The following is a 21,031-nucleotide window of genomic DNA, read 5'->3' on the forward strand; positions in this document are numbered from 1 at the left end:
CATGACACCGCGCGGGCCAACCCTGACGTGATCTTTGCGCGTGCCGGCGTCAGCCGGTGTGGACGCGGGGACGGCGGTCCCGGTCCGGTTCTGCCTCGCGGAGCACCTCGCGGGTGACCGGGGCGACCTCGCCCTGGCCGAAGAGGAAGAAGCGCAGGAAGTTGGCGAACGGGTTGCCTTCGGTCCACTCGAAGTAGATGTGCGGCGTGCGGCCGGTGGTGTCGCGGACGTGGAGCAGGAGGGCGGCCAGGGCGTTGGGGATGGAGGAGGACTCCAGGGTCAGGACGCGGTAGCGGCCATGGAGGACCTCGCCGCGCACCGTCAGGCCCGCTTCGAACTCGGAGGGGTCGGTGACCGTCACCTCGACGAAGACGAAGTCCTCCCGCTCCGGCATGTCGTTGTCGGACCGGATCTGCTCGATCTTGTCGCGGTACTCGGCCTTGTCGCGGGCGTCGGGCTCGTTGGCGATGAACCGGATCTTGCGGCTGGCCATGTCCCGGATGAATCGTTCCGCCATGTCGTCGAGCGTCACGCTCGTCACGCGGAGCTCGAAGGCGCGGGCCAGGCGGGAGAGCAGGGAGACCAGGATGATGCCCGCGATGAAGCAGGCGCCGATCTTCACGCCGTCCGGGCGCTCGATGACGTTGACGACCGTGGTGTAGAGGAACACCGCGGAGATGACCGCGAAGGCGATGGTCCAGTTGCGCTGCCCCGCCTTGCGCGCGGCGATGGTGACCGCGATGGCGGCGGAGCTGATCAGCACCAGGACGCCGGTGGCGTAGGCGCCGCCCTGGGCGTCGACGTCGGCGTCGAAGATCCAGGTGACCAGGAAGGCGATCAGGGTGAAGACGATGACCATCGGGCGGACGGCGCGTGCCCAGTGCGGGGCCATGCCGTAGCGGGGCAGGTAGCGCGGCATCAGGTTGAGCAGGCCGGCCATGGCGGAGGCGCCGGCGAACCACAGGATGGCGATGGTGGAGACGTCGTAGACCGTGCCGAAGGTGCCGCCCAGGTACTCGTGGGCCAGGTAGGCCAGGGCGCGCCCGTTGGCCTGACCGCCCGCCTCGAACTCCTTCTCCGGGATCAGCACCGTCGTGATGAAGCTCGTGGTGATCAGGAAGCAGCTCATGATGACGGCCGCGACGGTCAGCAGCTTCTTGGTGTCGCGGATACGGCCCCTGGGGTGCTCCTCGGTGTCGCTGTCGTCCCCCTGGACGTGCGGCATCACGGCGACACCGGTCTCGAAGCCGGACAGACCCAGGGCCAGCTTCGGGAAGACGACCAGCGCCACGCCGATCATGACGAAGACGTTGCCGTGTTCGGCTGTCAGGGCGCTGGTCCAGTCGGTGACCACATGCCCGGCCGTCGCGACGTGCCACAGGCCGACGACCACGACGACCGCGTTGAGCGCGAGATAGACGCCGACCAGGGCGACGGCGACGCCGATCGCCTCCAGGAAGCCCTTGAGGAACACCGCGCCGAGCAGCGCCACCAGCACCAGGGTGATCAGCACCTGCTTGTCGTGGAGCGAGTCGGCCAGGTGGGGGTTCTCGACCAGGTGGGTGGAGGCGTCGGCGGCGGAGAGGGTGATGGTGATCAGGAAGTCCGTGGCCGCGAAGCCCAGCAGGGTGAGGACGAACAACTTGCCCTTCCAGAAGGAGAGCAGGCGTTCCAGCATCGAGATGGAGCCCTCGCCGCGAGGGCTCTCTTCGGCCACCCGCCGGTAGACCGGAAGCGCGCCGGCCAGGGTGACGATGACGAGCACGATCGTCGCGATGGGGGAGAGCAGACCGGCGGCCAGGGCGGCGATGCCCGGCTGGTAGCCGAGGGTCGAGAAGTAGTCCACCCCGGTCAGGCACATCACCCGCCACCAGCGCTGCCCCTTGTGCGGGGGCTCCGGCTGGGCGTGGGGGCCGGTCGCACCGCCGTGCTTGCCCATGTCGGACAGTCCCTCCAGCATCCAGGCCCGCAGGCGACTGGAAGGGGGGTTCTCGTTGGCGGCCATCGACGTGCTCCTGATGTGGGGCTCAGCTTCTTTTCGGCCATCACGCGGACGGCGGCACCAGCGTATGCAGAGAGTGAGGCGTGGGCCCACGGAGAAGCCTCCGGACGCGTCAAGCTTCCGTTAAGACGGGCGAGGGTAGCGGGGGCCGCGCATCAGGACTACGCAGTGTCGATGGCGCGCAGTGCCGTGGGGTGGTATAGGCGCGCGCAGGTCGGCGACAGGTTCAGCAGGTGCGGCGGCGGTATCCGGCGTCGCCGGCCGGGGAGACGTCCAGGTCGCGCAGGACGACCGACAGCCTCTCGCCCCAGGCTTCGCAGGCGGCGGCGAGTCCCGCCTTCTTGTACTCGATGACGAAGACCCGGTCGTCGTACGCCTCCGCGTAGGCGTCGCATTCGTCGTACTGTCCGCACTCCTCGGCGACCGCGAAGTCGAATCCCAGACTCCGCCCTTGCCGTACCAGCTCGGCGGCGTTCTTCTGGCCGATGGCCAGACCGGCCGCGTGGGCTCGGGCGACGAGCGACTTCCCGAAGGCCAGATCATGATCGGCGGTCAGCAGGCCCTGGGAGCGCTCGTGCGAGTCGAGGTTGTCGGCCTCGACCGCCTGGTAGCCGGCCGCGGCGCACCCGTCGATCCACTCGCCGATGATCGCGGCGAGCCGCTCGCGCTTGGCGGGTGTCGAGATGTCCAGCAGCGCCTCGTCCCAGTCCTGGTCGATGACGAGCGCGCCATCGTCGTCGCGGAGCAGCAGGTCGGGGTGGTGGGCCTGCCACCAGTCGGTGGCGTCCGGCTGGGCCTGGAAGGCGTTGACGTAGCAGATGTTGTACAGCCCGGGCGCCGGCTTGTCGGTCCGGTCGCGGGAGACCGCGCGTACGCCCCTCGGCGGCGCGTAGCCCCCGCCGATCTGGTAGTCGAATCCGACGCCCGGCTCCGGCCGGACCACCTTGTCCGTGCGCCCCGGGTCCGCGGTCCGCGGGGCGGTGGTGGAGTGGTCCGGGGCGCTGGTGTCCTGGCCGTCGGAGGCGGAGCATCCGGTCACGGCCGCCGCGAGGGCACCGCACAGAGTCGCCGCCGTCAGCACGCGGTGCAGGGCAAGGCGGAAGCGGTCGACCATGGTTCGGGGCTCCTGTCGGGTATGGGCCCGCGGCGGGCGGGCCTGCCTATCATCCCGCCCCGCCCGCCCGGGCGCGGGCCATCTCCGGTCGCACGCCGACCAGTCGGGCATCCCCTAGCGCGTGGTGAACGCTCCGCCGTTGACGTGGAGGGTCTGGCCGGTGATGTGCCGGGCGCCGGGGGAGGCGAGGAAGTAGGCCGTCTCGGCGATGTCGTCGACCGTGCCCGGACGCTTGTTGTGGGTCTCCTGGACGAGCGCCTCGCGGCGCTCGTCGGTCAGCCCGCCGCGGAAGAAGTTGGTGTCGGCGATGTAGCCCGCGGAGATGACGTTGCTGGTGATGCCGAGGGGGCCGAGTTCGCCGGAGAGCGAGGCGTTCCAGGAGGCCAGCGCGGCCTTGGCCGCTCCGTAGGAGCCGCCTCGGCGCTCGGCGCCGATCGAACCGATGCTGATGACGGAGCCGCCCGGGGTGAGCATCTCTCGCGCCGAGGCGGTGGTCAGGACCGCGCCCAGGAGGTTCTGGGCCAGGTTGGTCTGCCACTGGGCCAGCAGCGCCTCCAGGGGAGATCCCTCGGGGGACGGGGATTCGGCCAGGCCGCCGGCCGCGTTGACCAGGACATCGAGCCTCTCACCGAGCCGGGCGCCGAGTGCCGCGACCTGACCGGGGTCGGTCGCGTCGCAGACCACGCCGTGCACACCCAGCTCGTGGGCGGCCTTCTCGACGGTGTCGGCGTGGCGTCCGGTGATGAAGACCTCCGCCTGGTCGGCGGCGAACCGTGCGGCGATCGCGCGGCCGATGCCGCTGGTGCCTCCGGTGACGAGCACGATGCGGTTCAAGGCTCCTCCTGTGCACTGCTACGTTTAGACCTAAACCCAGGTCCCAACATAGCTGCTCCTGACGGAGGTTCGCACCGTGATCGACGCCGACCCCGCCGAAGGCGACCCCGCGCCGTCCTACCCCGCCGCCGAGATCGCCGCGGCCTGGCAGCGGGAACGACCGGGCACCCCGACCGAGTCCATCGAGATCGTGACGCCCATCTGGCAGTTGGCGAAGCTCCTCGGGGACGACCGCGGCCGGGTGCTGCGCGCGGCGGGCATCGACGCGGCCACCCTCGACCTGCTCTCCGTCATCCGCCGCTCGGGCCCGCCCTACACCCTCAGCACACGAGAGCTCGCCCAGCGGACGCTGGTGACCGCCGGGGCGATCTCGCAGCGCGTCGCCCGGGCCGAAGGCCAGCGACTCGTCCGGCGAACGCCGGGAGGAGCGGGCCGCCGGTCGGTCCTGGTGTCGTTGACGGACGAGGGCCACGCGCTCATCGAGCGGTCCGTCGACGCCGTCCTCGGACGCGAAGCGATGCTCGTCAGCGACCTGTCGGCGGACGAACGCGCCTCGCTCGCCGGATTGCTGGACAAGCTGCTCGCCGACGTCCGGCGACGCACCACCCGGCGAGAGGGCTGAGCCGGCCCTCCAGCCGCGGCCGGCGAGTTTGCGCCGATGGCCGGTGAGGCGCTGGAATGCCGATGAAATCGGGATGACGTTGCGAGCGGAGGCTGTTCGGGATGGGCGGGGGTGCTCCAGGGCGGCTGCGGATCGCGGTGCTCGGGCCGGTGCGGGCCTGGCGGGACGGGACGCGGCTGGACCTGGGACCGGTACGGCGGCAGGCGGTGCTGGCCGCGCTGGTGCTGCGCCCGGGCACGCCGGTCAGCCATGAGCAGCTGCTCGACGACGTGTGGGGTGCACAGCCGCCGGGGTCCGGTCGCCGGATCCTGCCGAGCTACGTCTACCCGCTGCGCAAGGCGCTGGACACCGAAGGCGCCGGACGGTCGGGGTCGGTGATCCGCAGCGGCCGGGAGGGGTACCGCTTCGTCGGCGACGGTGCGCGGCTCGACGTCACGGAGCTGGCCGAACTGGCCGGCGAGGCACGGCGCGCCAGGGCGTCCGGCGACCTCGCCACCGCGCTCGACCGGTTCTCCGGCGCGCGCGCCCTGGGCCGGGGCGAGCCGCTGGCAGGGTTGCCGGGGCCGTTCGCGCAGGGTGAGCGGCAGCGGCTGGCGCAGCGGCAGCGCACGGCGGAGCAGGAGAGGCTGGAGTGCCTGGTCCTTCTCGGCCGGTCCGCCGACGCCCTCGATGACCTCGCCGCTCTGTGCGCGGCCGATCCGTACGACGAGTCGCTCACGGCGCTGCGGATGCGCGCCCTCTACGGCAGCGGACGTCAGGTCGCGGCGCTGAGCGCCTATCAGGAGACCTGCGAGCGGCTGCGCGAGGAGCTCGGCGTGGACCCCGGCGAGGAACTCCTCCGGGTGCACCAGGCGGTGCTGCGCCGGGATGACGAGCGGCTCCTGGGGGCCGCGGCGGCGCGCTCCGTCGCTGCTTCGGCGGTCGCCCCGGCCGGCGTCGGGTCCGCCGGCCCGCCCCAGGCTTCCGCCGCCTCCTCGCGCCGCGCGCCGGTGAACGATCTGCCCGGCGACATCGGCCGTCTCGTCGGCAGAGAGCCCGAACTGGCCCTGCTGACCGCCCCCTCGCCGCACGAATCCCTGTCGATCGTGGCGGTGGACGGCACGGCCGGGGTCGGCAAGACCGCGCTCGTGGTCCGCGCGGCCCGCGCGCTCCGCGACCACTATCCGGACGGCTGCCTCTTCGTGGACCTGCGCGCGCACAGCGCGGAACGGCGCAGCCTCCCACCGGAGCGCGTGCTGCGGCGGTTGCTGCGCTCGGTCGGCGCGGCCGACAGCGAGGTCCCCGATGACCTCGATGACCTCACCGCGGCCTGGCGGGGCGCGACCAGCTCGCTGCGGCTGCTCCTGGTGCTGGACGACGCGCTGAGCGCGGAACAGGTAAGGCCGTTGCTGCCCGCCGGTCCGGGCAGCAAGGTGATCGTCGCCGGCCGGCGGCGGCTGGCCGGACTGGAAGCCGATCGACGCGTCAGCCTGGAGCCCCTGGAGTCCGGCAAGGGCCTCTCCCTGCTCAGGCACCTCGTCGGGGAGGGGCGCGCGGACCAGGAGCCGGAGGCGACACGCGAGCTGGTCCGGCTGTGCGACGGACTCCCGCTGGCACTGCGCATCGCCGGAGCGCGGCTGCAGACCCGCCCGGCCTGGACGCTCGCCTACCTGGTGGACAGGATGGCGGGCGACGAGCGCCGCCTCGGCGAGCTGAGTGCCGGGGACCGCAGCGTGGAGGCGGCCTTCCGCCTCTCCTACGACCAGCTCACGCCCGACCAGCAGCGCGGATTCCGCGCCCTGGGCCTGGCGCCGACGGTCGAGTGCGACGCGCTCACATCGGCGGCCATGCTGGGGTGGCCGGCCCACGACGCCGAGCGGATGCTGGAGAGCCTGGTCGATGCCAGTCTGCTCCAGCAACCTCGTCCCGGTCGCTACCGGTTGCACGACCTGGTGCGGGTGCACGCGCGGCGGCTCGCGGAATCCGCGCCCTCCGAGGCCGAGGCCGAGGTCCGAGCGGCCCGCACGGCGGCACTACGCCTCTATCTGGACGCGGGCCGGATCACCAGCGACTGGGGCCCGGGCGGTTTCTCCACCGGGCCGCAACCCGTCGGATCGCCGTTCGCGGACTGGAAGGAGGCGGACGGATGGCTGGAGGCGGCCGGCGCGGAGCTCGTCGACGTCGTCGGATACGCCGCGGCGCTCGGCGAGGCCGACTACGCCTGCTGGCTCGCCGAAGCGTTGAGCGACTATTTCATACGCCGGGGTCGCCACCATGAGTGCCGAGCCGCCCTCGACATCGCGCTCGCCTGCGCGGACGAGGCCACCGACCGGCGGATGGCCCTCGCCCTGCGCAACGCCATGGGCATCGCCGACATCTACCAGGGCCGGTTCGCCCAAGCGCACGCCTGGTTCACCGAGGCACTCCACCTCAGCCGCCACACGGACCAGCGGGAAGCCGCCCGGGCCCTGACGGGCCTGGGGACCGCCGAACTGAACTCGGGCCGGGCCGAGGAGGCCATCCCGCATCTCACCGCGGCGGTGGAGCTGGCCCAGCGGCTGGACGACACCTGGCTCACCGCGATGGGGTTGTGCGTACTCGGCGCCGTCCACGCCATGCAGGGGCGGCACGAGGAGGCGCTGGGCTGTTTTGACGCAGCCCTTCCGCACGCCGAGAAGAACGGCAGACCCCGCATGATCAGCATGGCCCTGACCAACGCCGCCGACGTCCACCAGGCCCGCGGCGACCACCGCGAGGCCAAGCTGCTGCTCCGCCGCGCGACCGACCTGATCCAGCAGGTCGGGGACGTCCTGCTGCACGCGCTCCTGCTGACCCGGCTGGGCTCGGCGGAGCAGGGCGAGGGGAACCTCAGCGCGGCCGAGGCCTACCACCACCAGGCGCTCACCCGGCACGGGTTGCTCTCCCCGCTCACCGAACCCCACTACGACCGGCTGGAGATGGACATCCGCTGCCGGCTGGGCCGCACCTACCTCGCCGGAGGCCGGGTCGCCGAGGCCGAGGAGGAGTTCCGGACCGCGCTGGCCGTGCCCAGGGCGAACGAGTACCCCATGGAGCAGGCGCTGGCGACCGCGGGACTGGAAGAGTGCGAAGCCCGCTGACGGACACCCCCTACGCCTTGGGGACCGAGAAGCAGAACAGCTTGCCGGACCAGCCCGCGAAGAGGTGGTCACCGACGGGGAAGGCCGACCAGGAGCCGGAGCCGCCGCTGGCCGGGTGGTGCCAGAGCTGTTCGCCGGTGCCGGCGTGGAAGCCGTACAGCCCCTTCGCCGCCGCGACCAGGAACAGGCCGCCGAGCGCGCCCAGGAACTGTAGTTCGCCGAGGCCGGAGCCCGCCGTCCAGCGCTCGGTGCCGGTCTCGGCATCGACGGCGTGCAGGACCTTGTCGAGGTAGCAGACGGTCGCGCCGGAGCGGTCGTAACCCCGGTTTCCCCGGGCGGCGGTCCGCTTGCTCCACAGCGTCTTCCCCGTCTCCGGATCGAAGGCCGCGAGCAGCCCGCTGGTCGCGCCGTTCGCGCCGGTGCCCGGGTAGCAGAACAGCATTCCGTCCTTGAGGCTGAAGGAGTGCCAGTAGTTGAGGACCTGACTGTTGGTCGGAGGCAGTTGGGTGGGTTCGCTCCATAGCGTCTCGCCGTCGGCGGCATCGAGACCGTGCAGTTTCATGTCGCCGTCGACGGCGTAGAGCACCGTGCTCCTGGGCGGCGCGTGGAGGGTGACGAGATCCTTCGACCACAGGCGGTCGCCGGTGTCCGGATCGACGGCGGTGTAGCCGCTGAGCATCGCGGCGGTGGAGGTCTGAGACGCGCTGCCCCGCAGGATCGGCCGCCCCTGAGGGGTGGTGCCGACGGCCGTGGAGGCTCCCATGTCCGGCGTCCGCCACCGCACCCGCCCGTCCGACGCGTCCAGGCACTGGAAGCGCCCGTCGTCGCCGGTGGTCACCACCAGCGAGTCGTCGGCGAACTCCAGCTGGGGCGCGCCGCTCGTCGTCGGGGACGCCTCCCACAGCGGCTTCCCGGTCCGGCCGTCGAAGGCGTGGAGCTTGCCGTCGGTACGTACCGTGTAGACGCGCTTGTCGTCGGCGAAGGCGTCGGTGTTCTGGCCGCTGAGGTCCTGCCAGAGGAGCTTTCCGGTGGACCGGTCGTAGCAGGCCCCCGAGGTCCTCCCCGCGCACAGCAGGGTGGAGGAGGTCACCGCGAGCAGGGACATGTCCGGCTGCGGGACGTCCTTGGACCAGGAGAGTTCCGGCGTGGCGGGCGCGTCCCCGTCGCGCGAGCGGAGCAGGAGCGCGGCGCCTCCCGCGGCCGCGGTGAGGGCCAGCGCCGCACCGCCGAACAGCAGCCGCCGCCGGCCGAACCGAGCGGGGCGTACCTCGTCGTGGAGGCCGCGCTCGTCCTCGGCCACCTGGAGCGCGACCGCTCCGAGCCAGCCCGCCGTGGTCGCCGGCCGCAGCCAGGCCCTCAGCTGCTCGACGGCCGGCCGCCGGGCCGGGTCCTTCTCCAGGCAGGCGGCGACTATGCCGAGCAGGGCGGGCGGGACGCCCTCCAGCTCGGGCGCCTCATGGGCGGCGCGGTAGAGCAGTGCGTGGGCCGCGCCGGTGCCGAAGGGCGGGCTGCCGGTGGCGGCGTAGGCGAGCACGGCACCGAGGGCGAACACGTCGCTCGCGGGCGTGAGTTCCGCCCCGGTGGACTGCTCGGGCGACATGAAGCCGGGCGACCCGATCACCTGGCCCTCGGCGGTGAGCACGGTGCCGTCGACGGCCCGGCTGATACCGAAGTCGATGACCCGGGGCCCGTCGGAGGTGAGCAGGATGTTCGAGGGTTTGAGGTCGCGGTGGATGAGCCCGGCGCGGTGGATGGCGGCCAGCGCCTCGGCCAGGCCCGCGCCGAGCACCCGCAAGGTGGGCTCGGGCATGGGCCCGTGCGTGGTGATGGCGTCAGAGAGTGCCGGGCCGGGGATGTACGCGGTGGCCAGCCAGGGCTGCGGCGCCTCCGGGTCGGCGTCGACGACCGGGGCGGTGAAGGCGCCGCCGACCGCTCGGGCCGCGTCCACCTCGGCCCTGAAACGGCGCCGGAAGTCCGGGTCGGCGCTCAGCTCGGGGCGTACGACCTTGACGGCGACGGCACGGCCGCTGCGCGACGCGGCCAGCAGGACGCGGCCCATGCCGCCCGCGCCGAGTTCCCGGATCACCCGGTAGGGGCCGATGTGGGGGGCCGCGGTGCCGGCCCGCGGGCTTGACGTGGCCTGCGCCGTCGGCGTGTTCGGCGTGTTCGGTGTGCTCGGTGTGCTCGGTGTGCTTGGTGTGCTCGGCAGGGTCATCGGGGGTCGCTCCGGAAGGCGTGGAGGGTGGTGTCGGAGGCGGCGTAGATGGCGGTGCCGGTCGTCTGCACCCGCCATGCCTCGCTCTTGTTCTTCGATGCGGCGCCCTGGTGTGCCCACAGGACCTCGCCGTCCGAGGCGCGCAGGACGATGAAGCCCGGGGTGACGGCGGTGAACAGGGGCAGCACCACCACCGAGGGGGTGACGGAGGGGCCCGGGTCCAGCGCGCCGCCGGGGTCGAGGGTCAGCGGACTGGCGGTGTGCCACAGCTGCTCGCCGCTGCGCGTGTCGAGGGCGAAGACGGTGCTCTGGCCGTCCGCGAGGTAGGCCCGACGTCCCCGTACGGCGGTCGGGTTGAGGCTGGTCGGCTCGTCGACGGCGGTCCACAGCCTGGCGCCGTCGGTGGCGCGGAACGCCCGCACCTTGGTGCTGGTGACGAAGAACGCGTCCCCGTCGGTGGTGATGCCCGGGTAGTCGCCGGGCCTGAGGACCTTCGGGACCGTCCAGCGCACCTCGCCGGTGCGCAGGTCCAGGCCGTGGACGGTGTCGGCGTCGTGCAGGAAGCAGGTCCGCCCGGCGGCGTGGGCGTGGAAGTCGCTGCCGTGCACCGTGCGGGACCACAGCACCTTCCCGGTGGCGACGTCCACGGCGTACACGCCGTAGCCCTCATTGCCGGAGGTGCCGAGGAGGGCGACCGAGCCGGTGACGCAGAAGACGTCATGGATGTGGTCGGCGTAGCCGGACGACCCTTCCCTCACCTTGGTGACCGGGTGGGTGAACACCGGCTCTCCGTCGCCGTCCAGGCCGAGCAGATAGCCGCGTTCGCCGCTCCAGGCCGTCGCGAACAGCGTCGACCCGTGGACGCCGATGAAGTCCGGCTCGCCGCTGGCGTCGGACGGTACCCGGGGCTTGGCCGTCCACCGCCGCTCTCCGGTCGCGGTGTCGTAGCCGACCGCGGTGCGCTGGTCCCAGCGCACCAGGGTGGTCTCGCCCAGGAGCCGCAGTCGAGCGCTCTGGAGGGGCGGCAGCGGGGTCGACCACCGCGGCCTCGGGCCCGCGGGCACCCGGGGGCCGCTGCGGCCGGTGCTGCCCACCCTGCCGCTGCCGTGGGCCGTGGTGCGGCGGGGCGCGGACGGCCACCAGGCCAGCGCCGCGGCGCCCCCGGCCGCCACGGCGGTCCCGCCCGCCGCGGCGATGCCCAGAAAGCGGCGGCGGCTCGGCCCGGCCGGGCCCGCGGTGTCCAGCGGGGCCGGCGGCAGCGGCGGCGCGGCCACCAGGACGGCGGCGTGCGCCGCCCGACGGGCGAGGTCCTCGCGCAGCCCCGGCGTGAGCAGCGCGGCGGGTTCGGCCGAACCCAGCACGGTGAGGACCGCGCCGGCGGCCGGCCTGCGGGCCGGGTCCTTCTCCAGGCAGGCCGTGATCAGCGCACGCAAGCCTTCGGGTACGCCGTCCAGGCGCGGCGGTGCGTGCACGGCCCGGTAGAGGATCTCGGCGGTGTTCCCGGTGCCGAAGGGGCCCTGGCCGGTGCCGGCGAAGGCCAGCACACAGCCGAGCGAGAAGACATCGGCCGCCGGGCCGGCCTCGCGGCTCGAGACGATCTGCTCGGGGGCCATGAACCCGGGCGTCCCGATGACGGCGTTGGTCCGGGTCACCTGGGTCGCGTCGACGGCGCGGCTGATGCCGAAGTCGATGACGCGGGGCCCGTCTTCGGCCACCAGGACGTTGCCGGGCTTCAGGTCGCGGTGGACGATGCCGACGGCGTGGATCGCGAGCAGAGCCTCCGCGAGGCCGGTGCCCAGAGCCCGCAGCGCCGGTTCCGGCAGCACGCCGAAGCGGCGTACGACCTCGTGCAGGGAGGGCGCGGGGATGTAGGCGGTGGCCAGCCAGGGCTGGTGGGCGTCGGCGTCCGCGTCGAGCACCGGCGGGGTGTAGAAGCCGCTCACCCTCCGGGCGGCGTCTGCCTCGCGCTTGAAACGGCCGCGGAAGTTCGGGGCCTCGGCGTACTCGGGCCGGATCACCTTCAGCGCGACCAGGCGCGCCCCCGGTGACCTGGCCAGGAAGACCCGGCCCATGCCGCCCTCGCCCAGCAGCTGGAAGACCTCGTAGGGGCCGATCCGCCCGGGGCTTGGCCGCTGCGGGTCCACGGCGTGCTGCGGGCTCGGGGCCTGCTGCGGGGCTGTGGTGTGCGGCTGGGGGAGGGTGGTGTGCGGCTGCGGGACCGTGGGGTCGCTGCCGCCGTGCGCTGGCGTGTGCATGGTCGCGTCGGGGCGCGCGGTCAGCTGAGCGAGCCGAGCACGTCGCGGGCCGCGGCGATGGCGGCGTCCTCGGCCTGCTGCTGGTTCTTGGTGGAGTCCTCGGTGTCGTAGGTGTAGCCCACGGTCAACACGGCGTTGCCCGAGCGGACGATCACCTTTGCCTCCGCCAAGCCCCCCGGGTCCTTGTCCACGGCGTGGACGACGTGCGCCTCGTCGCCGAGGCCGCCGACCGGCCGGGAGTCGGTGGTCGTCCGCACCTTCTTCAGGGCGGTGAGCGCGGACTTCTTGTTCATGTCGTACATCCCCTGCGCCGCCGGGGAGATCGAGAGGCTCACGTCCACGTTCAGCATCGGGCCGCCGTAGCCCATGGGGGTCTCCCAGCGCGGCATCCTGGTGATCATCGCCGCCATGGTGGCCTGGTCCAACTGCGAGGGCACGCACTCGGTTCCGGGCGCGATGCGTGCGAGGGTGGACGCCTTGATCAGGTCGCACCCTTCGGGCGCCTTGCTGTACGTCTTCGCCGCCGGTACCGCGGGCTTCACGGCGCCGCCCGGGACGCCGGGGGACTTGCCCGACGTGGTGCTCTTTCCGTCACTCCCCGACGTGGCGATGACCACGCCGACGACCGCGGCCACGGCGAGTGCCGCGCCGCCGCCGATCAGCCAGGGCCGCGCGCCGCCGCGCCGCCCCCCGGTCGGCGCACCGTTCTGCGGCGGCGTCGCCGGAAGCTGCTGCGACCAGGCAGAGGGCGGATGCGGCGGCTGGGCCGGGGCGTTCATCTGTGGGGGCTCACTCACGGGAGCGAGCCTTCCGCCGGACGCTGCAATCCCGATGAAATTCCGCTGAAGGGCGGCGGTGCGGACGGCCGGCAGGGTGCCGGGCGAGTGCTCCCGACACCCCTCGACGACCGGGGCGGCTCACTCAGCAGGAGGCGCGGGCCGCCCTCCCGCGCGCCGGGCTCCGGCCTCGGCCACCGCCGCCCGGCGGATCTTGCCCAGCGCGCTCTTCGGCAGCGAGGCGGCGAACTCGATGCTGCCGGGCACCTGGTGGGGCGAGAGCAGCTCCCGGCAGTGAGCGGCGAGCTCGGCCGGGGTCAGCGGCGTCAGCGCCACCACGGTCGCCCGGACCTGCTCGCTGGTGGATCCGGTGGCGCCTCCGGCGGCCTCTCCCCACACCACCGCCTCGGCGACCGCAGGATGGGCCAGCAGCGCCGCCTCCACCTCGGTCGGATTGACCTTCTTGCCGCCCACGTTGATGAAGGAGTCCTTCCGCCCCACCAGGTGCAGACGGCCTTCGGCATCGGTACGGGCCATGTCCCCGGTCACGTACCAGCCGTCCCGGAACGCGCGACGGGTGGCGTCCGGCCGGTCGAGGTAGTGGGTGAACATCGCGGGCGTACGCACCAGCAGACTGCCCGTGGCGCCCGGCGGCACCGGCTCGCCCTCCTCGTCGAGCAGCCGGATCCGCACCCCGCGCACCGGCCGTCCCACCCCCGGGCCCGCCACGGCCTCGTCCTCAGGGAGCTGGGCGGCGATCACGCCCGCCTCGGTGCTGCCGTACACCTGCTGGACGCCCAGCCCGCACCGCTCCTTGAAGCGGTCCGCCACCGCGGCGGGGAGCGCGGCGCCCGAGGAGAGGCACAGCCGCAGGGAGGCGGCGGGTTCGGGCCCATCCGGCGCCGAGGCCGCCGAACGGGCCAGCAGATCGTAGGCGAGCGGGGTGGCCACCAGGACCGTGCAGCGCCGCTTGTGCAGCGTCCGCAGCAGCGCGGCGGGCACGAACCGGCCGAGCAGCACCAGTTGGGCGCCCGCGGACACCGCGCTGACCAGCCCGGCGACCATGCCGAACGAGTGCAGCAGCGGGACCGCGGCCAGCACCCGGTCGGCCGGGGTGATGGCGTAGGTGCGGGCGTAGATCTCCCCGCCGTTCACCAGGTCGCGCTGGGAGTGCACGGCCGCCTTGGGCTCGCCGGTGGAACCGGAGGTGTACTGGTAGAGGAAGGGCTCGTCGGGCCCGGGTGCCGGCAGCGGCAGGGCGGCGGGCGGCGGTGACGCGGACAGCCGGGCCGCCAGCTCCTCGACGGAGAGCAGCGCGCCACCGGCCCCGAGGTCCTGGGCCGCGGTGTCCGATGAGCGCAGTGCGCGCAACCTCGCCTCGTGGCCCATGACGGTCAGCGGTCCCAGCTCGCGGCGCAGGGCCAGCAGCCGGGCGGTGCTGGTGTCGGGTTCCACCGGGACGAGCCGGACCCCGGCGCGGGCCGCGGCCAGGAAGGCCACCGCGCAGTCCAGGGTGTTCTCGAAGAGCAGCACCGCCGTGCCGCTGGTGGCCGCGCCACCGGAGTACAGCCGCCGCGCGGCGGTCAGGACCGCCTCGCGCAGGGCGGCGAAGGTGACCGCCTGGTCGCCGTGGCGCACCGCTGTGGCGTCGGGGTGGTCGCGGGCGGCGCGGCGCACCAGCTCCCAGAGCGTGCCGGGGGTCTCAACCGCTGATGACATCGACCGCACCCGCCTCTTCGTCCGTACCCGCCCCTTCACGAGTACTCGCTTCTTCGTCCGTGCCCGTGCCCGCGGCCCGGTCACCGGTCGTCGCCTCGCCGTGTCGCGCCCCCGCCGGCTCCGCGCCGTCGGCCGCCGGCTCGTCGGCCGGGTCGACATCCGGGTGCTGGTAGCGGAAGTACCGCTCGTACAGCCGGCTATAGGCGCCGCCCTGCCGCATCAGCGCGTCGTGGTCGCCCTGTTCGATCAGCCGCCCGTCGTCGACGACGACGATCCGGTCGGCCTTGCGCACGGTCGGCAGCCGGTGGGCCACCACGATGGTGGTGCGCTCGGCGGCGAGTGTGTCCAGGCCCTCCTGGATCTGCGCCTCGGTCAGCGGATCGACGCTGGCGGTCGCCTCGTCGAGGATGAACACCGAGGCGTCCTGGAGGAAGACCCGCGCCAGCGCGATGATCTGCCGCTGCCCGGTGGAGAGGTTGCGTCCGCCCTCGTCGGTGGGGGTGTCGAGCCCCTCGGGCAACTGGGCGAGCCAGTCCCCGCCGGCTACCGCGTGCGCCGCCGCCTCGATCTCGGCGCGGTCCGCCCCCGGCCGGCCCAGGGCGATGTTCTCCGCGACCGTGCCGGTGAAGAGGAACGGGGTCTGGGTGACCACGCCGAGACACCGCCGGTACTGGGCCAGGTCGAGGGTCCGCACGTCCTGGCCGTCGACGAGCAGGCTGCCCCGCTGGAACTCGTAGGCGCGGGTGAGCAGCCGCACCAGGCTGGACTTGCCCGCACCCGTGTGCCCGACCAGCGCGACGGTCTCACCCGCGGCGATCTTCAGGCTGACGTCCTTGAGCACCGGGCGGTCGGCGCTGTAGCCGAAGCGGACCTCGCGCAGCTCCAGTTCGCCGCGCAGCCGCTCCACCGGCAGCTGCCCGGTCTGCCGCACCGCCGGCTCCCGCTCGATCAGGGAGAAGATGCGCTCGCCGGCCGCGAGTCCCTGCTGGAGCTGGTTCCAGAAGGAGGCGATGCTGGTGAGCGGCGACCAGAACAGCGTCAGGGCCTCCAGGAACAGCACCCACTCACCCGCCGAGAGGTCGCCCGCGTCCACGGCGTGCCCGCCGATGAGCACCACCGCGGCCGTGCCCAGCCCGGTCAGCGAGATCAGCAGCGGGAAGACGCCGCTGAACAGCCGGTTCAGCCGGACGCTCGCGGTGAACCAGCGCCCGTTGACCTCCCGCAGCCCTTCCTCGGCAGCCTGTTCACCGCGGTGGTTGCGCGCCACCGCGATGCCGCGCAGCGTCTCGTGCACATAGCCGCTCACCTCGGCCAGGGCCTGCTGCTGCCGCAGCGACGCGGCGCGCGCCCGGCTGCGGAAGCCCAGGCTGACCGCGACGATCGCCCCGGCCACCGCGGCGGTGACCAGGCCCAGCGGCACATTGATCACGAACAGGGCCACCATGAGCAGCAGCACCATGAGCACCTGTCCGAGCAGCGAGAGCACCATGCTGACCAGCGTCGCGAACGACTGGGTGTCGTTGGTGACCCGGCTGACGACCGCGCCGGTGGGGTGGGTGTCGTAGAACGTCATGTCCTGCCGGGTGGCCGCGTGGAAGGCGTCCTCGCGCAGCCTGAGCACCACGTCGCCGACGAGCGTGCCGGTGAGGCGCTGCTGGAGGAAGGTGAAGAGCCAGGCGACGGCGCCCGCCAGCAGGATGGCGGAGACCAGCAGGGTCACCTTGCCGTCGGAGTCGTCTCCCAGCGCCGAGTCGACGGTGCGGGCGAGGAGGACCGGCGCGGCGCTGCCCGCCACCGCCGCCACCACCACGGCCACGGTGACGAACACCACGGCGCCGCCGTGCCCGCGGAAATAGGGGGCGACCAGCCGGACCAGCCGGCGGTCGCCGTAACGCCGGTCGAAGGCGTCGGCCTCGATGCCGTCCAGCAGATGTGCCATCAGTGGGCTCCTTCCGTGGCCCGCGCACCGGTGCCCGCATAGGGCGCGAAGATCCTGCGGTACAACTCGCAGTCGCGCAGCAGTTGCCGGTGTGTGCCCTGGGCGATGATCCGGCCGGCGTCGAAGACGATGACGAGGTCGGCGCTGCGGATCCGGGACAGCCGGGGGGTGATCAGGAACGTGGTGCGCCCGGCCGAGGCGCCGCGCATCGCCCGTTGCAGATGGTGCTCGGTGACGCTGTCCACGGCGCTGGTCGCGTCGTCCATGGCGAGGATGCGGGGCTCGGAGACCAGTGCCCTGGCGATGGCCAGGCGCTGGCGCTGCCCACCGGAGAGGGTGAGCCCGCGCTCGCCGACGACGGTGTCGTAGCCGTGCTCGGCGGCCGTGATGAAGTCGTGCGCCTGGGCGGTGCGGGCCGCCTCCTCCAGCCGTTTCCGCTCGGTGTCCGGTCCGGAGCCGAAGCTCAGGTTCTCGGCGATGGTGCGGGAGAACAGCACGATGTCCTGCTCGATCACGGCGATCTGGGAGCGCAGCGAGGCCGGATCCCAGTCGGCGGTGTCGACGCCGTCGATGAGGACCCGCCCCTGGTCGGGCGTGTAGGTGCGGTTCAGCAGGTGCAGCAGGGTGGACTTGCCGCTGCCGGTCGGCCCGACGAGCGCCACCGTGCTGCCCGGGGCGGCGCGGAAGGACACCTCGCGCAGCACGGGCTTGCCGCTGTCGTACCCGAAGGTGACGTTCTCCATCACCACCTCGCCCTCGATGCGGGCCGCGTGCCGTCCGCCCTGCTCGTCCTCGCCTTCCCGGTCGTTGATGATTTCCAGGATGCGCTGCGCCCCGGAGAGCCCGAAGTAGATGAGCCCGATGCTGAACGAGGCCAGCTGGGTGGGGGCCCGCAGGGTGCCCATCAGGCCCAGTACGGCGACCAGTTCGCCGACGCTCAGGGAGCCTTCGCGGAGCAGGTGGACGCAGTGGAGCAGAGCCCCGGCGGTGGCCAGCGCCAGCAGCAGCGGCGGGAAGGACAGGGCCTGGGTGTGCGCCTGGCGTACGGCGGCCTCCCGGTACTCGGCGGCGAGCCGGTTGAAGCGCGCCCGCTCCTGGTCCGCTCCGCCGGCCGCCTCGACCACCTCGATCCCGTCGAGGCTCTCGGTGGCCTGGGCGGTCATCGCGCCGAAGCGCTCGCGGGTGAGGTCGGAGATCGGCTCCAGCCGCCGCCCGTGCTCCCAGAGCGCCACCGCGAAGAGCGCGACGAACAGCAGGGGGGACAGCAGCAGCCGCCAGTCGATCAGCGCGATGAAGACGATCGGCATCGCGATGTTGAGCGCCAGGTCCACGGCCATGTCGAAGCCGGGAGAGACCATCAGGTTCAGCGCCTCGGCGTCACCGGTGGCCCGGGCGGAGAGGTCGCCGGTGCGGTGCCGGTTGAAGAAGCCCTGTTTCTTGCGGAGCAGGCCGGCGAAGACACCGGCGCGCGCGTCGCGCTCCAGGCCGCTGGCGAAGGTCTCCAGGGAGTAGGTGGCCGCGATGCCGCATACCCCGCGCACCAGCACCAGGACCAGCAGCCCGGCGCAGATCGCGTGGAAGGTGCCCAGGCCCTGCGATCCGTCGTCGTCCAGGACCTCGTCGAAGGCGAGCCCGACGACCAGCGGGATGGCGGCGGTGAGCGACTGCCACACCACACTGCCGAGCAGATGGCCGGCGATGTACCAGCGGAAACGCCGCATCTGCGACAGCAGCCAGCGGCCCACGCTGTCCGGGGTCCCGGCGGTCATCGGCTCTCCTCACGGGAATGTGAATTTCCTCCGCCGCCGGGGTTCAGCGGGCGGGGGCGATTTTGCGCCAAGGGCTGGCAGTGGGGCTCTACGGCGGTTGCGCCGCTTATTTTCATCGTGTCGTCCACAGGTGTCGGAAAATAGATGTCCGGGCGCGCCGATGCAGGAACGTACTCGTTTTTCCAGGAAAACAAAACCCTGCAGTTCCGCGCCGTGAATTTCGCGGGCGGCCCAGAAAAAAACCGGCCAGACAACCGGTATGCGTTGTATGCGGCATATTTTCATTTCAGGTCGCTGTGGTGGTATATGCTCCGGTACCCTGTGTGACGGAGGTTACTGACTGAAAATTGCTGTTGCACATTGGTTGCAGGTTCAAGGTGGGGGTAAGGGTTGAATTGGGCCGATCGGCCCCCCTGTCCTGAGGAGTGCGGTGAGGCAAGTAGCATGCGAAACCCCCGCGCGGGAGCGGCAACTGGTTGTCACGACCTTTGTCGGTGACGGTGTCCTGCATCTCGGGCTGAAAGCCCTGCTGGCGGAGACGTCCGTCGTCGGCGAGGTCAGACACTGCGAAAGCTGGCAGGATGTCGAATCGGTGCTGGGCGCCGGCGACGTCGATATTCTTTTCATTCACGAAGCCGATTACATTCCCGATCGGGTGCCGGAGAACATTCACGGGACGCGGCCGAAGATACTTCTCCTGTTACGTGGCGCCGATATAGACGAAACGATCCTCTCCGGCCCCTACGCGCCGGACGGATTCCTGGTCCAGACCGAACTGACGCCCACCGCCGTCGAGGACGCCCTCCAGAGCATGGCGGGGAACGAGGTGCCCATACCGGCGTCGCTCGTCCGTGCCCTGCTGGACCGGGCGAGCGGGGTGGGCCGGCTCCGGCGGCGCCGCAAGGTCGCCGTGACCGCGCGGGAGAACGAGGTGCTGCTCCTGCTCGCCGAGGGCCTGAGCAACAAGCAGATCGCCCGGCGCCTGGAGATATCGAGTCACGGCGCCAAACGGCTCGTGGCGAGCCTGCTGCTCAAGCTGGGGGTGCCCAACCGGACCGCCGCCGTGGTCACCGCCATCCAGACGGGCCTCATCGAGCCGCCCTGACCGGGCGTCACCCAAGACCGGCCGGCCAAAAGGGCATGACCACAAGAGCGGGTACACCCGGGTGAATCCGCTGGCTAACGTGAATCCGTTCTCGACAGCAGTCGACGAGCGGAAAGGACGTCAGTCATGGCGGAATTCATGCTGCGCCGCATTCCCTTCGCCGGGAGGCGTTCCGTCACCGCACCGGCCACCTGCGCCCAGCGTCAGATGTGGAATCTGATCCAGCGGAAAATGCCGGACGCCACCTTCTACGATGTGTGCCTCCCGGTCGACCTGCCGGGCGACGGCACGGCACAGGACGTGCTCGCCGCCTGCGGCGAACTCCTCCGCCGCCACGAATCGCTGCGCACCGCCTTCCGGCAGGACCGGGACGGGACGCTGGTGCAGCGGGTACTGCGCTCCGGGTCCTTCGAGGCCGAGATCTGCCCGGCCCGGGCCGAGGAGGACCCGCGCGCGGTGCTGCACGCCTGGCGGCAGCGGATGCGGCGGCGCCCCTTCGACCTCGCGGCCGGCCCGCCACTGAGGGCCATGGTCGTCACCGACGGCGCGAGGCCGGTGCTCGCCGCCTTCTGCGTGTCCCACCTCGCCGCCGACCTGATGTCCATGCGCCGGCTCACCGCGGACCTGCCGCGCCTGCTCGCCGCCCGGACCGCCCTCCCCGGGATGCCGTCCGCCAAGGCCCCCAGCCCCGCGCCGCCCGCCGAGCCGGCCCGCCAGCCGGCCGAGCAGCTCCGGTACGAGCGATCCCCCCGGGGCCAGGCCCTGCTCGCCCGCTCACACGCCTACTGGCAGCGCCAGTTGGCCACCGCCCCGGCCACCATGTTCCCCTACCGCGCCACCTCGGGCCCGGCCGGCGGCCCCGCCCGCTACAGCGCGGCCATGGACTCCACGGCCGCCGCCCTGGCCCTGCCGGTCCTCGCCGCACGCTGGCGGGTCAGCACCTCGGCGGCCCTGCTCACCGTCGTCGCGCTGCTGCTCGGGCAACGCGCCGGGCTGTCCTCCTGCGCCGTCAAACTGCTGGCCGCCAACCGCTCCGGCCCGGAACTCCACGGCGCCGTAGCCAACCTGCACCAGGAGGTGCTGGCCACGGTCGACCTGCGAGGCGAGACCGTCGGGGACATCGCGCGCGGCGCCTTCGCCGCGTGCACCACCGCGTACGCCAACGGGCTGTTCGATCCGGACCGGGTGGAGGAGCTGATCCGCGCGGCCGAGGTGGAGCGTTCGGCCGAGATCAGCCTGTCCTGCTGCTTCAACGACATCCGCGAGGAACACCGGACGAGAGCCGCGGCGGAGCGGGCGCCGGCCCGCCTGGTGCGTGCCGCCATGGCCGACACCGTCATCGAGCGCCACGACTTCGAGGAAGGAGAGACCTTCTTCCTCGTCGCCGACGACGAGGAGCCCGGCCGGCTGCGGCTGGTCCTCAACACCGAGACGGCGGTTTTCCGGCCGGCCGAGGTGCATGCCTTCCTCCGCGATGTCGAGCGGCTCATCGTGGAATTCTCCGAGCGACCGGAAGCCCCGCACCGGCCTTTGGCCGCCCTTTCGGTGTAGCCACATGGCCATACCCCAAAGTGGAGGTGCCG

The 21,031-nt window shown here is 72.5% G+C and carries 13 protein-coding genes; 4 read left to right on the plus strand and 9 right to left on the minus strand.

All coding sequences use genetic code 11. The features are described 5' to 3' along the window. Positions 1–49: 49 nt before the first annotated feature. The 3 genes from AC4BDD_RS25990 to AC4BDD_RS26000 form a co-directional block, all read right to left on the minus strand. The gene (locus AC4BDD_RS25990) at positions 50–2,005 is read right to left on the minus strand and encodes an APC family permease (protein ID WP_490687874.1); all 1,956 of its coding nucleotides are present in this window, start codon (positions 2,003–2,005) and stop codon (positions 50–52) included. A 223-nt stretch (positions 2,006–2,228) separates the two neighbouring features. Then, a complete protein-coding gene (locus tag AC4BDD_RS25995; RefSeq protein ID WP_490687875.1) occupies positions 2,229–3,116 on the minus strand; it encodes an endo alpha-1,4 polygalactosaminidase in 888 nt (295 codons plus the stop codon). Positions 3,117–3,230: 114 nt separating this feature from the next. After that, a complete protein-coding gene (locus AC4BDD_RS26000; protein ID WP_490687876.1) occupies positions 3,231–3,950 on the minus strand; it encodes an SDR family NAD(P)-dependent oxidoreductase in 720 nt (239 codons plus the stop codon). A 76-nt stretch (positions 3,951–4,026) separates the two neighbouring features. Between AC4BDD_RS26000 and AC4BDD_RS26005 the strand changes: the two genes are divergently transcribed. Together AC4BDD_RS26005 and AC4BDD_RS26010 are read left to right on the plus strand one after the other, a co-directional pair. Next, positions 4,027–4,572, plus strand: a complete 546-nt coding sequence (locus AC4BDD_RS26005; RefSeq protein WP_490687877.1) for a MarR family winged helix-turn-helix transcriptional regulator — start codon at positions 4,027–4,029, stop codon at positions 4,570–4,572. A 101-nt stretch (positions 4,573–4,673) separates the two neighbouring features. Further along, a complete protein-coding gene (locus AC4BDD_RS26010; RefSeq protein WP_490687878.1) occupies positions 4,674–7,670 on the plus strand; it encodes an AfsR/SARP family transcriptional regulator in 2,997 nt (998 codons plus the stop codon). A gap of 10 nt (positions 7,671–7,680) precedes the next feature. On the opposite strand, the gene AC4BDD_RS26015 is transcribed toward AC4BDD_RS26010, so the two are convergent. The 6 genes from AC4BDD_RS26015 to AC4BDD_RS26040 all read right to left on the minus strand — a co-directional run bounded on the left by AC4BDD_RS26015 (position 7,681) and on the right by AC4BDD_RS26040 (position 18,343). Beyond that, entirely contained in the window at positions 7,681–9,885 is a 2,205-nt protein-coding gene (locus tag AC4BDD_RS26015) for an outer membrane protein assembly factor BamB family protein (protein WP_490687879.1), read from the minus strand. Next, positions 9,882–12,140: a protein kinase domain-containing protein gene (locus tag AC4BDD_RS26020; RefSeq protein ID WP_490687880.1), complete on the minus strand. Its 2,259-nt coding sequence runs from the start codon at positions 12,138–12,140 to the stop codon at positions 9,882–9,884. The genes AC4BDD_RS26015 and AC4BDD_RS26020 overlap by 4 nt, the downstream gene beginning before the upstream one ends. 20 nt (positions 12,141–12,160) lie before the next feature. Continuing rightward, complete coding sequence (locus AC4BDD_RS26025; RefSeq protein WP_490687881.1) at positions 12,161–12,937, minus strand: hypothetical protein; 777 nt, start codon at positions 12,935–12,937, stop codon at positions 12,161–12,163. 120 nt (positions 12,938–13,057) lie between these two features. Continuing rightward, positions 13,058–14,635 (minus strand): class I adenylate-forming enzyme family protein, encoded by a 1,578-nt coding sequence (locus AC4BDD_RS26030; protein ID WP_490687882.1) that lies wholly within the window; start codon positions 14,633–14,635, stop codon positions 13,058–13,060. Beyond that, entirely contained in the window at positions 14,619–16,574 is a 1,956-nt protein-coding gene (locus AC4BDD_RS26035; RefSeq protein ID WP_490687883.1) for an ABC transporter ATP-binding protein, read from the minus strand. Before AC4BDD_RS26035 ends, AC4BDD_RS26030 begins: the two co-directional genes overlap by 17 nt. After that, positions 16,574–18,343: an ABC transporter ATP-binding protein gene (locus AC4BDD_RS26040; RefSeq protein ID WP_490687884.1), complete on the minus strand. Its 1,770-nt coding sequence runs from the start codon at positions 18,341–18,343 to the stop codon at positions 16,574–16,576. Before AC4BDD_RS26040 ends, AC4BDD_RS26035 begins: the two co-directional genes overlap by 1 nt. 430 nt (positions 18,344–18,773) lie before the next feature. Between AC4BDD_RS26040 and AC4BDD_RS26045 the strand changes: the two genes are divergently transcribed. Together AC4BDD_RS26045 and AC4BDD_RS26050 are read left to right on the plus strand one after the other, a co-directional pair. Beyond that, on the plus strand, positions 18,774–19,448 hold the full coding sequence (locus tag AC4BDD_RS26045) for a helix-turn-helix domain-containing protein (RefSeq protein ID WP_490687885.1): 675 nt from the start codon (positions 18,774–18,776) through the stop codon (positions 19,446–19,448). 126 nt (positions 19,449–19,574) lie between these two features. Continuing rightward, the gene (locus AC4BDD_RS26050; protein WP_490687886.1) at positions 19,575–20,999 is read left to right on the plus strand and encodes a condensation domain-containing protein; all 1,425 of its coding nucleotides are present in this window, start codon (positions 19,575–19,577) and stop codon (positions 20,997–20,999) included. The last annotated feature ends 32 nt before the right edge of the window (positions 21,000–21,031 follow it).

It is taken from the genome of Streptomyces sp. JLBT605, assembly GCF_058215555.1.